Genomic DNA, 14,298 nt, shown 5'->3' on the forward strand with positions numbered 1-14,298 from the left:
ACAAACCTCAACAAAATTTTAGAAAACTACAGAACTGGAAGAGGGTTTGAGCAAAAAGAATGCAAATTGAGTATGAACTGACAGCTTAGTTACATCAAAAAGAAAGAAATTTTCAATTTGATGCAACTAAAATTGAATGACTATGCGTTGATTTGCGTAACCAGTTTGGTGATTTTGCCCATCAAGTTAGGTGCTAGTTTAGAGATCTCACGCTGTTCTTCAAGCACTGAAGAGAGAATATCATTGCCCGTTAGTGGGTTTGCTAACACCACGCGGAAAACGATGATTGGCTGATGTGCCCACGCTTCAGGGTTTAAGCGAGTACGAGATACGAACGACTTACCCGTTTCACGCTGTTTTTTCTGAATAAACTTAGTGAGTTCGTTAAGAAGTTCATTTAGCTCTACGCGTTGTTCAGGATCAGCCTTAAGCAATGCTGCCTTTACAGCTTCAGGAACGTAGCGATAGGTCAGTAGGCAAAGCTCAGGTTCAGAAACCAGTTCGAAGTCGCTCTGATCTTTAATTAGGTCGGCGAAGTAGCGCGCTTTGTTGATGCTCTGATCGATCAGTAGTTCATAGCCTGGACGGCTAATGATGTGCATTGCGGCGTAAACCAGCATTGCCATGCCTGAACGAGAGCCTTCAAGCGTATGACTGCCTAAATCTTTTGAGCCTTTACGAAGTATGTATTGAGCGTGATGTTCAATCGCTGTCATCGCATCTGGCTTCTTAAACAGAACCATGCCCGCACCCATAGGGATATAAAGCTGTTTGTGTGCGTCAATGGTGACTGAATCGGCTAGCTCAATACCATCAAGTAGGTGACGGTGATTGTTAGACATCAAGGTCGCACCGCCCCAAGCTGCATCAACGTGGAAATGACAATCTGTTTCGGCACACACCTTTGCAATGTCCCTTAACGGGTCGATATTACCGGTTTCGGTTGTACCAGCCACACCGATCACGGCGAAAGGCTTAATCTTGTTCTGCTTAAGCTGCTCGATTTTGAGTCTTAGATCGTCAGTGCAAATGCGGTTGTCGTTATCCGTTTTAACAGACACTAGACCTTCTTGACCAATGCCAAGGACATCTGCGGCTTTTTTCAAAGAGTAGTGACCACGTTCAGAGACTAAGATGGCTAGGCCTTCGTAGTCGTAGTGCTTCATGGCTTTAAACAAGCCCTCTTTTTCTACACCTTTGAACGAACCTTGGGCTTTTAGGGCATTGTTGCGTGCAACCCACAGCGCGGTAATGTTCGCAATGGTACCACCAGAACAAAACGCACCTAATGAGTGGTTTGCACTGTGCATCCAACGAGAATAAAACTGGTCGCTATCTTGATAAATCAGGCGATGTAACATGCCCAGAACTTGACGTTCTAAGGGAGTGAAAGCTTTGGAAGTCTCGATTTTTACTAGATTCTGATTCAACGCAATCATGATCTTAGAAAGCGGCATCAGAAAGTACGGCAGGGCAGACGTCATGTGACCAATAAAACTTGGCGAAGACGTATGAACCGAATGAGACACGAGAGAATCGAGGAGATGCTCAGTATGTTCAGAAACAAACTCAGGCTGCTCTGGGATATGAGCATTTGAAAAATCTTTCTCAATTTCACGCAGTGGCTTTTCTTCAGCCACAATGTGTTCACGTAAGAATTGATTCAGGTTTCGTGAAAGTTTGTCTTCAATTTGAGTGAGTGTTGAATCTGGGCCTTCCGGTACCGTGAAGATACGTAAAAGACTGTCGAAGCTAACATCTGCTGTTTTTTGTTCCGTAACCATAGCAAGCGAGTTATTTTTTTTTATATTGACGCGAGCGGGACAATCTAAACGAAAACGGGAACAATGTCCCGTCTTAATTATGAAATCCAACTTCTCATAAAAGCGCATTAAACCAAGGGTTATTTACACTTAATCGCTTCAAGTTTACTAATCGACTGGTTGTAACGCTGCAGCGCTGTGTCGATTTGCTTAGGGTGGCTAAGCAGCTCTGCAAACGCAGAACGTAGCTCGTAGTTTTGAGCATGAGGCGTTGATTGGCGGTCGTCGAACGTTGTTTTCGCGATTTTGCCAAGCTCATCATCACGTGTTGATAACGTTTTAATGTCGTGTTGCTCAAGTTGCAGCCAAGCTTCCACCGGTTGTTCAGTTGCTACTTTACTTGAATCGTTCACAAGGTAGTAGTTTACCGCTGCACGGTTAAGCTCAAAGTGGTGTTTACGGCCTTCTAGGAACCACTCACTGACTTCTGTTAGCTCTGGATATTGTTCAGAGGTTAATGCAGCAAGGTCGGCATACCAATTCAAAGATGCATCAATGTACGCATCATATTTTTTTGCTTGGCATTGGTTTGTCTCAGACATTGAATCTGCTGCAAAAGAGAAGGTAGAAGTTGAAGCTAGCAGTAATGCGACGCAAAGGCGTTTCATAGTGGTTCCTTTTGTAAGTTTATTCTTTTTATAACTTTGTCGTTACAGATTACCGTGATCATTATTTGTTGAGCAATGACACTTAGTGTCTTTTTATTTCGGTAACTGTATCGGTGTCTTGGGCATTGGTATTCGAGTTGCATTCTAATCTAAAACAAACGCTATTCCTGCGATCTAGTTAGCAAGAGATACAAAGAACAACATCAATATCGGAACAAGCAAGCTTAGGATAAAGCCACTGACGATAGCGATAGGCACACATCGAACGCCGCCTGTTGTTTGAATAACCGGTAAGGTGAAGTCCATCGCAGTAGCACCAGCATAACCAATAGAGGTACATGGATAGCTGCGGATCAGCACTGGAATCAGTACCAAAGCAACCAACTCTCTTAATAGCTCAAGCATGAACGATGCGCCGCCATAGACAGGGCCAAAGGCGTCACCCATCAAGATACCTGCCAGCGAGTACCAGCCAAATCCAGAAGACATAGCTAGGGCTTTGAAAAGAGGGATATCAAGGATGTAAGCAGCGATCACACCGCCTAACATTGAGGTCGTGATGATCGTGATTGCGATAACCATGCCGTGTTTGTTGAGCAGGATCTGACGAAGTGTCAGCCCGCTATTACGCAGTTGAATACCGATAAAGAAGAGAAGAACAAACAGAATCCATTCGCTTGCGGTATCAACCCAATCGAGGCCAATAGGCAGTGCTAAGCCAGCGATAAGGCCTGAACCCACCACTAGGATCAGCTTGGCAGATTCCATTGCCATAGAAGAAAGGGGAAGCTTCTTGTTACTGCTGTCAGTCTTGAGTGGCAGTAACTTATCAATAGCGGGCAGCGCCATCAGGTTACAAACGCTTAAACAGACGAAGAAAGTGGCGGTGTAAAGAAGAATTGTCTGTAGATTACTGCCTAAGTTATCGAGAGCGGCTAAGCTGAGTCCCATTAACGCCAGAATCACGTAGATCAACCGCGATGTCGAGCGGTTGATGAATTCTAGCGTCTGAGCGTTCGAAATAGAAAAAAGATACCCCACGACGAGTGGCGCAAATATAAAGATCATCCCTGTAAACATGCTTTCCCCATTGCATTTACTTCATATTACATTTACTTGTCACTTAACAGTGACTTAGAAGCCGCTAGTATTGATCACGTCGCTTAGCTTTGCATTAAAATCATGTTTGCTCAAGTTGCTTAATTTATAGAGCACCTCTGCACCTGTCACATTAAGTTCAACTTCGTGTTCATCGATATTCTCATCCTTGTTTCTGAACATTAGTAGGTGGTTAGCGATTCGAGCGATATCTAAGTAAGACACTTCACGTTGTTCGAGGTTATTGATGGTATTGCTGCACACATCAATAAAGTCGCTGTCGAAGCCCCAACGATTAAGCACCAATTTACTGGTAGCAGAACATTGGCCTTGGAAGATTTGTAGAGCAATGTCGTGGTCTAGGTAATTGCCATTTTCGAGGTAGAGGTGGTATTCGCTAACCAAACAGAACAAGCCAATATCAGCCAGCAATCCAACAAGCAGTGATTTTTCATGTTCAAGGTAGCGGTATTCAATAGGAGAGAGCTCTTTGAAGCCGTTGGTAACCAATACCATGGTGGCGCCCAGCTCTTTGGATACAGAAGCGCTATTAATCAATAACTCATTACATTCTCTGCTTAGGTTCACTGAATGTTTGAGTTGCTCTATGGCTTGAGCTGTCACGATGTCACGAACTCTTAATATGCCAAGGCGGGACACGGCTGTCATGATATCAACACAAGTAATATTACGTCGGTTAAAGACGACAGAGTTAGCCACACGAATGACGATAGCAGTGAGGCCTGGATCTTCGAGTAGGCACTCGGCAACTTCGGCAATCCCGGTTGACTCAAGGGTACAGAGCTTTTGAATTTTCAGTACAACGTTAGGGATAGGAGGAAGTGTTATTTTTCCCGCTGAGATAGAATGGCCAACAAGTTGGGCAAACTCTGATTCTAGACCCTTTAAGAGAAGAGTCTTATTTTGTGGTAGCCAGAAAAACGATAAATGATTCATATAAAAAGTAAAAACATGTATGTCCTGCCATTTTACAAGCCACGATGCTGCGAGGCAATACTCATCCGTCCACATAACCTTTAATAATTTGAACCGGTGTATCACTAGGTGTCCAAATTCAAGCATGGTTTGATAGTTTACTGTGACGTCAATCATGAAAAACCAGAATACTCAATTGATTGATGTGAACTATGTCCAGACTTATTTTTCTTTTCGAAGTATGATTTATTTAAAGGTGGAAAACAAAACCATAATATTCACCTATAGAATAACAAAATAGATTTAAAATTTTTCGCATAACAAGCTGCTTGTCTGGTGATCAACCTAATCGGGGTAATTTGATTAAGGATCAACGGATATGACCGAGACAGCATTTATTAATTACGTGAATCAATTTGGTGAGCATCAAAAACGTTCTATGTTCGGAGGTATTGGCCTCTTTCAAAATGACGCTATGTTCGCTTTATTGAGTGAAGGTTGTTTATTCATTAGAGGTGGAAAATCATTAGATAAAAAACTGACCGATCTTGATTGTGAAAAGTATCGTCATGTAAAAAAACAGACAACAGCTACCGTAAATTACTACGATATTACGGATCTGTTTACATGTGAACATCCTGAATTGGATAGTATTATTCGTACTTCAATCGATAACTCAATTCAGCAACGTAGCTTCAAGAAATCATCAGCTAGCCGCAGATTAAGAGATCTACCAAACATGCAACTTACGTTAGAACGCATGGTTAAAAAGGCGGGTGTGGATGATGTTTCAATGTTTATGCAGTTGGGCGCGCCTGAAGTGTTTAATAAGGTTCGCGAAGCGTACGGAAACGATGTTGACCTAAAACTACTTTGGAAATTTGCGGGTGCAATTGATGGTATTCACTGGAAACTATTACAAGAGCCACGCAAGCAGCAATTACTAAAGAGCTGCCACTAAAGAAGTTTGCCTTATATGCTTAAGATTACTGTTAATAAATAAAAACCGAGGAATGTCCTCGGTTTTTTTGTTTTTGTCTTAGCAAGTTTGAGAGGCTAAGAGCTTATCTGTTCGGGCTTTAACGTTAAGTACTAGTACTTGAAACGAGCAGTGAACATAAGTTGGTCACCGTAGAAGTCGTTAATACGAGCTTCAGCACCTAGAGAGAAAAGCTCTGTAGAGTGGAAACGCGCGTAAACAGAACCTGTCCAATCATCGTTGTCATCGATAGAAACGTAACCACCTTTACCACCAACTTCTAGTTGTGGACCAAGCCATTGGCGAACACCAACGTTGATTTCCATACCGATATCAGTAGAGCTTGAGTTCTCTGGCTGAACGATACGAGCTAGCATTTCACCTGTTAGGTCTGCCCAGTTGTTTAGTGGAGCGTGGAAACCAAGACCTACAGCTGAGTCGTAATCGCCTTCAAATTCTGAATCGATACGTGCTACAGCATGAGCGTTCGGGTGAATTGACTTACTGAACGCACCACCAAATGTTACTGGGCTAGCACCGATGCGTGCTTCAAAGTAATCATAGTTAAAGTTGCTCATTACCTGTGGTTGTTCATCAACAGCTAGTGCTTGACCAGAAGCCAATAGCATAGCGGTAGTAAGTAGAATTTTGCGCATAACGACCGTAAACCTATATTAGTGTTAATTCCTTTGGTTTGAGACAAATCGGCAAACCATAAACATTGAGACAGTTTAATCTAACTCACGGAAAAGTAATCCTTTAAAATGTAAAACCTTACTCATTTAGTTAAAAAACAAGCAAATTAAGGATCAGTCTGTAACGGAGATCTCATGTTTTAGAGCGAATGAGAAAAATAGATGAACGAATTATCCAAAATTTGTATGTTTTCGGACGGTTCTTATATCGGATGCCGCTTTTCTCAGTATCTATTCAGCAATTAGTGTTATTCACCAAAACTGGTGCGTTTATCCGCCATGGAAGTCAGTATACGCTCGGTATCTAAGATGGAAGTCCAGTTAAGCAATTGTTTGTCGTTGGCAATGACATAGTCAGTCAATTGTTGAGTAATCGTGTCTCTCAGTTGGTCGCCTTGCCAAGGTTTTGAAATATAGAAATCAAGTGCAGCGTTGTTAATGGCCGTGACGGTATCTTCAAGCCCAGCTTGCCCTGTGAGTAGCAGTTTACGCGTTGGCTTGGTCGCGTCGTGTTGGTTGAGTTCGATCAGAAAATCGATGCCGGTTTTTTCTGGCATGATGTGGTCGCACAAGATTAACGCGAGCTTAATACCATCTTGTCCCATTTCTTTGATTACTTGCATGGCTTCATCGACCGATTCAGCACCTTCAACCAGAAAGTTCTCTTCAAATATCGCCAAGTCCTGAAGGACACTATTGAGAACTTCAGGTTCATCATCGACACATAAAATTAGGTACTTATTCATGAGGTGCTCCTTCTTGTTTGAATGGAAGCCACACTTGCATGTTTGTATGACTGCCTACCTCTGACTCCACCAAAATAAATCCTTGATGAGCCGAAACGATTTGTTGAGAAATGGATAGCCCAATCCCTAAACCAAAGTTACCTTCTTTTTTGGTCGTGAAATTTGGGTTGAAAATGGTGTTGATGTCTTCTTTGGCAATGCCGTGGCCAGTATCGGAGATTTGCACCACAAGAAACGTGTCGTCACCTTTTGTATGTTGAGAGGTAGTAATGGACACTTTGCCTCGTTCAGAAAGGGCATCGAGCGCATTGGAAAGAAGATTGGTCCACACTTGTTGCAGAGAGAGTGACTGGCACAATAAAGGCGGTAAGTTGGTGTCGTAATGCTTCTCGAGTTGGTGATGTTTGAGTCTGTTTTCAAAGATCACTAAAGTATCTTCAAGCCCTTCGTGGATATCTGTGTAGTGGCGAACTTCTTCATCTTCTCGGGCATAGCTTTTTAGGCTTTTGACCATATCGGCAATACGCTTGCTGCACACTTGAATTGAGCAGATAGAGTTCCCCACATAATGGTAATGCTCTAAGTCATTGAGCAGCTCTTTGCCTGCGACAGGGGAGTCTTTTAAGGTATCTAAAACCGCAGCGTCTTGGCTTAGGTTGAGCCTCACCGCTTTTTTGGCCAGAGCACGATCATCGATGGTCGATGTAAGGTGTTTTACCAGCTGTCTTTCTTGTGCCGTGGATAGCGGCTTCGCTAGTTTTGAATGCGCTAATACGTCAGTCCCTTTGTTTGATTCAGGGAGTGACGAGTTCTCAAGTATCTGGTCTAGGTGTTCAGATAGAGTTTCAATACTACGCAATATAGCTGCAATCGGATTATTCAGTTCGTGAGCAACGCCAGCTACCAGCTGACCTAACATCGCCATCTTTTCTTTTTCGATCAATTGCTGGTGGGCTGATTCCAGTGACTCGAGTGTTTGCTGAAGTTTGATCTTATTGGTGATGCTACGTTGCAAACGTCGATTGAAATGACGGAGCAGTAGATTGGTGAATAGCGGCAGCAAGGTATTGTTGGAATGCATTACCTGCGCAAAACTGTCCTTATCCAGCTTAATCACTCGCGTTTGGGTAAGAGTGATACCAGTAGAGAATGAAGGCTCGCCTGTTACGAATGACATCCCACCAACAATGTTTCCTTTAGAGTGACGCACTACCTCTCTTTGTTGCCCCAATTCATCCTTTTTGTAGAGTGCCACTTCACCTTCAATGATTAACCATAGGAAGCGATTGTCTTCACCTTCAACCGTTAGTAAGTGTTCTGGCGAGTAATCTCGAATGGCCTTGGATTTGTCATCTTTAGAGAATACCTCCTGCAATGCATTGACGACACGCTCGGCAAGAGCATTATCAGAAAGCTGATGGTAATCATGAATGAAACCAGACTGGAACGAATGAATCTTTTGCTCGATGTGTGCTCTGAGTAAGCGCTGTTGATCCAATGCATCACTGTAAGAGAGTAGGTTTTCTGAGTCGTATTGAATGACAAAAGACGTTAGCTCTTTTTGCGCTGACTTGAATAGAACCTGATCTTGAACTGGTTTGGTTAGGCAGTGATTGAGTCGACCTTCATTCACTGCGGTTAGAATGGATTGAATGTCTGACGAAGCGCTGACTAATATCGTTCTTGCGGTATTACTATGGGGCAGCTGTTCAAGTTCAATTAGAAATTGCACACCATTAAATTGAGAATGATGATGAGTGATCACCAAGGCAACAGTTTGGTGGTGATCATGGATATCTTCTAATGCGTGATGTGCGTCTTCTATGTTCTCGGCAGTATAAATATCGAATACAGAAGCCAACGGAGCCAGCTCCGAACGTATTCTTTCAATGCTAACCGGATTATTGTCCAAACAGATAACAGCGTATTGATTCACAGCTTAACCTTAATAGTAGCGACGCTTCTAGCCTAGCAAGAACCGCTGAATAAGGATGAGAGCTAACCGTTAATTTGTTGAGGCAATCGAAGTATCGAGCAATAGACTGATTTAACTCAATGTTTCTTGTTTGCTACTGATGGGTTAGACTAAAAAAAATAGACTCGTGTAGAAAGAGAACTCATGGAACAGTTAAGAAAAATTGGTGCAATTGGCGGAGCAATCTCATTGGCGCTTTGTTGGCCGTTAGCGGTAGGGCAGATTGGACAAAATGCGATTACTGATGGCGTTGCAAAGCTTAACAATTCAAGCATTCAAGCTGAGATCGTGGAATACGATAGAGGTTACCTCTCTTCCAACGTAATCACTCGTGTAACTGTGACGGATGAAAACCTGAAAGAGCAACTTGCGATTGATGGGCTGCCGAGTGAGTTTGTTATTAATAGTGCGGTTAGCCATGGCTTGGTGAGCCTAAATGCTCTGTCGACGTTTGAAAATACCGATATTCTGCCTCTAACTCTGACGACTAGCACTGAGCTGAACGGCAACACGGATTTCAACTTCGAGTTAAGCCAGTTCAATCATCAAGGCTCTGATGAGAATGGTACTTCGGTATCTATCACTAAATCGAATCTTTCTGGCCATGCTACTGTTTTAGGGCAGGTTGATTACGAGCTTTCTATTCCTTCTGTTCAAATTGATTTCGAAACCGGTGAAGAGGTAACGCTGTCTAACTTGAAAGGTGTAGGTTCAGGCCAACAAGCGAAAGGCTACTGGTTAGGAACCCAGAATTTTACTATCGATAGCTTCTTGGTTTCAGATTCTGCAATGCAGCCTTTCATGACCATTGAAAACTCTAAGTACGATTTTGAATCGCACCTAGATGAAGCGACTAAGCGTCTGCGCAGCAATCTCAAATTGGATATCGCAAATATCGAGACTAATGAAGGTCAGTTGAACAACTTAAACGTTGATTTTGAAATATCGAAACTCGATAGCGAATCGTTCGAGAAAGTCTTTGAGATTTACCAAACTAATCCAGTGTTGACGCAAGAAGACGTCGCAGAGATCATTCCATTTATCGATATCCTGTTTGCTAAAGGCTTTGACCTTTCAATGAACAACATGTCGCTAGAACTGGGTAAGGGCCAATTCGAATCTAAGTGGTTGGTGAGCGTACCGGAAGGGACAGAAAATATCAGCAGCAACCCTTCGATGATCATGCCTGCATTAACGGGCAACGTTCACTCTAGCTTCTCAAATGAGCTTGTTGAAGAGTACCCATTCATCCGTGAAGGAATCGATGAATTGCTTGTGATGGAAATGATCAAGGAAACAGAAAGTGGTTATGAAATCAGCGCTGACTTAGAAAATGGAAACCTAGTGTTCGAAAATGGACAAGAAATTCCATTAATCGCTCTACTTATGCCGGTTTTTGTTCAATAAACAGAGCAAGCTTGAATACTGATAGGGTGATTTAGCAGGTTAAGCTTAAACATTTTATACGGTACAAAACAAAAGAGGTCTTAAGACCTCTTTTGTTGTTTTTATGTTGGGTAAAACATGGTATTACTTGCATAGTTATTATTTAGCAGGAGCAATCATCCCCATGGAACTTACATTAGATAACGTATTCAACTTCAGTGCAGGCCCAGCTGCGCTGCCTAAACCAGTAATGAAACAAGCTCAAGCGGACTTCATTGATTGGAATGGTTTAGGGACTTCCGTGATGGAAATCAGCCATCGCAGTAAGGAATTTATTCAAGTTGCTGACGAGTCCGAACAGGACTTACGTGATCTTCTGAACATCCCAGACAACTACAAAGTTCTTTTTTGTCAGGGGGGCGCTCGTGCTCAATTCGCAGCTGTTCCTCTAAACCTTTTAGGTGACGCAACAAAAGCGACTTACATCGATGCGGGTTACTGGGCAGAAAGCGCAGTGACTGAAGCGAGCAAATATTGCGAAATTGATGTATTCAACGCGAAGACGTCAGTTGATGGCAAAGCGGCTGTTGTTCCGGCTAAAGATTGGAAAATTGACCCAGAAGCAGCGTATGTACATTTCTGTCCAAACGAAACCATCGATGGCATTGAAATCAGCGAGCTTCCTCAAACAGATAAGCCAATCGTAGCGGATATGTCATCTAACATTCTGTCTCGTAAGATTGATGTGTCTCAGTACGGTGTTATCTATGCGGGTGCGCAAAAGAATATCGGCCCGGCTGGTATCTGTATTGCCATCGTGCGCGATGACCTACTTGAACTCGCAAACGATGTGTTGCCGAGTATTCTCAACTACAAAGTACTTGCTGAAAAAGACTCAATGTTCAACACACCGCCAACGTACGCTTGGTACCTATCAGGCCTTGTGTTCAAGTGGCTGAAAGCTCAAGGTGGCGTTGAAGCGATGGAATTGGTGAATAAAGAGAAAGCAGCGTTGCTTTACGGCGCCATCGATAGTTCAGCTTTCTACAAAAACGATGTTCACACTGCAAACCGTTCTAGAATGAACGTGCCGTTCCAACTGGTGAAACCTGAGTTAGATGGTAAGTTTTTAGAGTTGGCTGATGCTGCAGGTCTGAAATCACTAAAAGGCCATAGAGCAGTAGGTGGAATGAGAGCTTCACTTTACAACGCAATGTCTTTGGAAGGCGTTCAAGCACTGGTTAGCTTTATGAAAGACTTCGAAGAGAAATACGCTTAATAAGCGAGTTCGATGTTTACCAATGAAAAGAGGAGCTTAGGCTCCTCTTTTTGTTTCCCATAGAAGGTGAAAATATAGAGACCTAATTACCTTCTTCGGCCATTAAAACGAAACTGTTGTGGCGTTACATCAAAAGACGCCTTGAAGGCTTTAATGTAAGACGAGTCGTTTTGATAACCGACTTGGTCAGCAATACTTTGGATTGAGAACTCTTCATCCAACAAAGACAACGAGTAAATCAGGCGGATTTGTTGTCGCCATAACTGAAATGACGTGTTGAACTCTTTTGAGAATAAGCGCGATAAGGTTCGCTCTGATGCACCGACTTTCTCTCCCCATTCCTTCAACGAAAAGTCCAACGTTGGTGCCTCTGTCAGCGCTTCAAATATAAGCTTCAAACGTCGGTCTTCGGGTAGCAACAATTGATAGGTCTGAACGTTGTCTTTCATGATCTGATCGTGCAATACCGAGAGCAATCGCGATACCTCTTCATCACTCACTAATCCTTCGCATTGTCTGCGAATTTCCTGCAATAACTCATTCAAAAACGGCGTCAGGGTAATGGTTCGCACATGAGGCTCATACTTAATACCAAAGGCTGGATTAAGGTAAATACCGACAAACGTCGTATGGCTCAATGCGATAGATTCATGTTGAATCCCTGCAGGCACAAACAAAGCAGAAGTATGGGGCACAAGATGCTGGTAGTGCTCGGTTTTCGTTTGCAATAGGCCTTTGAGTGGGAAGATCACTTGATGCCACGTATGTTTGTGCATTGTATCGACGTAGCCCTTGGGCATATCGATGGTCTTCACTAACGCTGGTGAATTAGGATTAGCGACCATCATCTCATTTGAGGTGATGATTCCGGAGTGAGAATCTATTTGGCGGGTTAGCATGGTTAAGTGTCTTTATGCCCCTATTCTGACGTTTCGGGACTAGGCTATCATGCCCAGCAGAGTGAATGAAGTAATTAGGGGGCACGTATGCGATATCAAGTTGAAATATCAAAAGAAAACCAACTACTATTCAAAGTTGATATTGAAGGCATTAACCAAAGCAAGTGCGAAACATCGCTCGAAACCGTGTTAACTAAGTTTCCGAAAACTGAAGGTTATCAGCGTCATGTATTGGTTTCCGACAGCGAAACACGTTACTTAAAAAGCACAGAACACACCATGGAAGTACTGGCGGCGATTCCGGTATTTGAATCACTAGGCGAGCAATAAGTTGGCTTTAGCTTGTATAACACACCAAATAAGTTTCAGGTAAGAAGGAAGGGATATGAAGAAGTTAGGCGTAGTAAACAGTGTCTTGGCAGGTAAGACCGTAGCTTTTGCACATGGAGCAAAAAGTGCCATTGATAAGCAGGTTTTCTCAGAGCGTCAGCACGCCACAGAGCTAGGTTTCACAAATGATGAACAAGGCGACCCTCGCTTTCATGGTGGCATTCAAAAAGCGCTTCATATCTATCCAAGTGAGCACTACCCAATTTGGAAACAAGAACTGGGCGACAAAGCGATCTTCCAATCTGCAGGCGCCTTTGGTGAGAACATTAGCTCAATGGGCATAACCGAAGAATCGATTTGCTTGAAAGATAAGATTCGTATCGGCTCAACATTGTTGGAAGTCTCACAAGGGCGCATGCCTTGTTGGAAGCTTAACGTACGATTCGACCAAAATGACATGGCGAGAAGGTTGCAAGACACGCTTCGAACGGGTTGGTACTTCCGTGTATTAGAGGAAGGCGACATTGGTGAAGGTGACGAGATTGTTCTTTGTGAAAGACCATACCCAGATTGGTCGCTCGCTCGTATTATGAGTGCCGTTTTTACGGGAAGCCTGGATCGAGAAGAACTGAGTCAGATGGCTGAACTGCCACTCGTAGAGTCTTGGGGCAAGTTGGTTGAACGACGCCTAGAAACGGGTGAAGTTGAAGATTGGGAAATGAGATTGGTTGGGCCAACAGCAGCATAAGCTTAGATGATAAAAAATAGCAAAGCCCACTAATGGAAGTTAGTGGACTTTGTGTTTATGTTTAGCTTACGAAACTCAATTATAGCCAGAAATTCTTCAAAGGCATCTCTGCGTCAAAGTGATGAGCAATCTGCGCTTGGAGAAGCTCAGCGGTCGCAATCGCGTCAGTTAATGCATGATGCGGCGTGTAGTCGGGTAGGTGGTATCGACGACGGCTCTGACCAAGCCTCACTGATGCTGGTTTTTTGCCTTTTAGCTTATTCCATAGGCCACCGGCCAGTTTGTTCTGGATCTGGGATTCAATCTCGAGCGTATCGAGAACTGGGAACTCAATGCCTTCTCCGAGTCGCACCTTCAATGCATTGTCCAAGAAGTCACGCTCGATTCGACGATAGTGAACCACTGGGATATGCCCTGCCATTGATTCTAAGATCTCACCCAACACTTCGCTAAGGTCTGGCGCATCAATGATGTCATTGTGAGTGATACCATGAATCACGACAGACTCTTCTTCGAGCTTCTGTTTTGGTCTTAGAGTCCAGTGTTTGGCTTGTCGCAAGTAGATGCGATTGAGCGTAAATGGCACTAAACCAATAGTAATAATGCCGTCTTTGTTTGGGTTTAATCCCGTTGTCTCAAAGTCGACAGCCAAGAACATCACTTCTGAAAGTGGCGTATCAGGCGCTGGAAGAGGCTGGGTATAAAAGTGCTTTAAGCGCTCGTCTTTCGCTCGTTCTAGCTTCTGAGCAAACTTAAATGGCCAATCGACCGCAGGTGATCTGAATAGTTTGTTCAT

14 protein-coding genes are annotated in these 14,298 nt (G+C 43.3%); 5 read left to right on the plus strand and 9 right to left on the minus strand.

Annotation, left to right across the window (positions count from 1 at the left end; all coding sequences use genetic code 11):
• Positions 1–140: 140 nt before the first annotated feature.
• The 4 genes from panP to BCU34_RS04510 all read right to left on the minus strand — a co-directional run bounded on the left by panP (position 141) and on the right by BCU34_RS04510 (position 4,486).
• Positions 141–1,784 (minus strand): pyridoxal-dependent aspartate 1-decarboxylase PanP, encoded by a 1,644-nt coding sequence (panP, locus tag BCU34_RS04495; protein ID WP_102480569.1) that lies wholly within the window; start codon positions 1,782–1,784, stop codon positions 141–143.
• 119 nt (positions 1,785–1,903) lie between these two features.
• Positions 1,904–2,431: a hypothetical protein gene (locus BCU34_RS04500; protein ID WP_048658401.1), complete on the minus strand. Its 528-nt coding sequence runs from the start codon at positions 2,429–2,431 to the stop codon at positions 1,904–1,906.
• 174 nt (positions 2,432–2,605) lie between these two features.
• Positions 2,606–3,511: a lysine exporter LysO family protein gene (locus BCU34_RS04505; protein WP_102480568.1), complete on the minus strand. Its 906-nt coding sequence runs from the start codon at positions 3,509–3,511 to the stop codon at positions 2,606–2,608.
• Between the two features lie 54 nt (positions 3,512–3,565).
• Complete coding sequence (locus BCU34_RS04510) at positions 3,566–4,486, minus strand: HDOD domain-containing protein (RefSeq protein ID WP_102480567.1); 921 nt, start codon at positions 4,484–4,486, stop codon at positions 3,566–3,568.
• 358 nt (positions 4,487–4,844) lie between these two features.
• On the opposite strand from BCU34_RS04510, the gene BCU34_RS04515 reads away from it, so the two are divergent.
• The gene (locus BCU34_RS04515) at positions 4,845–5,426 is read left to right on the plus strand and encodes a TfoX/Sxy family DNA transformation protein (RefSeq protein WP_017060401.1); all 582 of its coding nucleotides are present in this window, start codon (positions 4,845–4,847) and stop codon (positions 5,424–5,426) included.
• Between the two features lie 131 nt (positions 5,427–5,557).
• Here BCU34_RS04515 and BCU34_RS04520 read toward each other — a convergent pair whose 3' ends face one another.
• From BCU34_RS04520 to BCU34_RS04530, 3 genes are all read right to left on the minus strand, one after another.
• Positions 5,558–6,100 carry a hypothetical protein gene (locus BCU34_RS04520; protein WP_019822601.1) on the minus strand — a complete coding sequence of 181 codons (543 nt, stop codon included), beginning with the start codon at positions 6,098–6,100 and terminating at the stop codon, positions 5,558–5,560.
• A gap of 287 nt (positions 6,101–6,387) precedes the next feature.
• Positions 6,388–6,885, minus strand: coding sequence for a response regulator (locus BCU34_RS04525; protein ID WP_048664795.1), 498 nt, complete (start codon positions 6,883–6,885; stop codon positions 6,388–6,390).
• Positions 6,878–8,821: an ATP-binding protein gene (locus BCU34_RS04530; protein WP_102478243.1), complete on the minus strand. Its 1,944-nt coding sequence runs from the start codon at positions 8,819–8,821 to the stop codon at positions 6,878–6,880. The genes BCU34_RS04525 and BCU34_RS04530 overlap by 8 nt, the downstream gene beginning before the upstream one ends.
• A 183-nt stretch (positions 8,822–9,004) precedes the next feature.
• Between BCU34_RS04530 and BCU34_RS04535 the strand changes: the two genes are divergently transcribed.
• Together BCU34_RS04535 and serC are read left to right on the plus strand one after the other, a co-directional pair.
• Entirely contained in the window at positions 9,005–10,267 is a 1,263-nt protein-coding gene (locus tag BCU34_RS04535) for a DUF945 family protein (RefSeq protein WP_102478242.1), read from the plus strand.
• Between the two features lie 163 nt (positions 10,268–10,430).
• Complete coding sequence (serC, locus tag BCU34_RS04540) at positions 10,431–11,525, plus strand: 3-phosphoserine/phosphohydroxythreonine transaminase (protein WP_102478241.1); 1,095 nt, start codon at positions 10,431–10,433, stop codon at positions 11,523–11,525.
• An 86-nt stretch (positions 11,526–11,611) separates the two neighbouring features.
• Here serC and BCU34_RS04545 read toward each other — a convergent pair whose 3' ends face one another.
• A complete protein-coding gene (locus BCU34_RS04545) occupies positions 11,612–12,424 on the minus strand; it encodes an AraC family transcriptional regulator (protein ID WP_055318573.1) in 813 nt (270 codons plus the stop codon).
• Positions 12,425–12,511: 87 nt separating this feature from the next.
• Between BCU34_RS04545 and BCU34_RS04550 the strand changes: the two genes are divergently transcribed.
• Both BCU34_RS04550 and BCU34_RS04555 read left to right on the plus strand, forming a co-directional pair.
• Complete coding sequence (locus BCU34_RS04550; protein WP_055318574.1) at positions 12,512–12,754, plus strand: hypothetical protein; 243 nt, start codon at positions 12,512–12,514, stop codon at positions 12,752–12,754.
• A gap of 55 nt (positions 12,755–12,809) precedes the next feature.
• Positions 12,810–13,502, plus strand: coding sequence for an MOSC domain-containing protein (locus BCU34_RS04555; protein WP_102478240.1), 693 nt, complete (start codon positions 12,810–12,812; stop codon positions 13,500–13,502).
• A 79-nt stretch (positions 13,503–13,581) separates the two neighbouring features.
• Here BCU34_RS04555 and BCU34_RS04560 read toward each other — a convergent pair whose 3' ends face one another.
• A complete protein-coding gene (locus BCU34_RS04560; protein ID WP_102479859.1) occupies positions 13,582–14,298 on the minus strand; it encodes a 3'-5' exonuclease in 717 nt (238 codons plus the stop codon).

Source organism: Vibrio sp. 10N.286.45.E10 (assembly GCF_002874195.2).
GTDB lineage: Bacteria > Pseudomonadota > Gammaproteobacteria > Enterobacterales > Vibrionaceae > Vibrio > Vibrio crassostreae.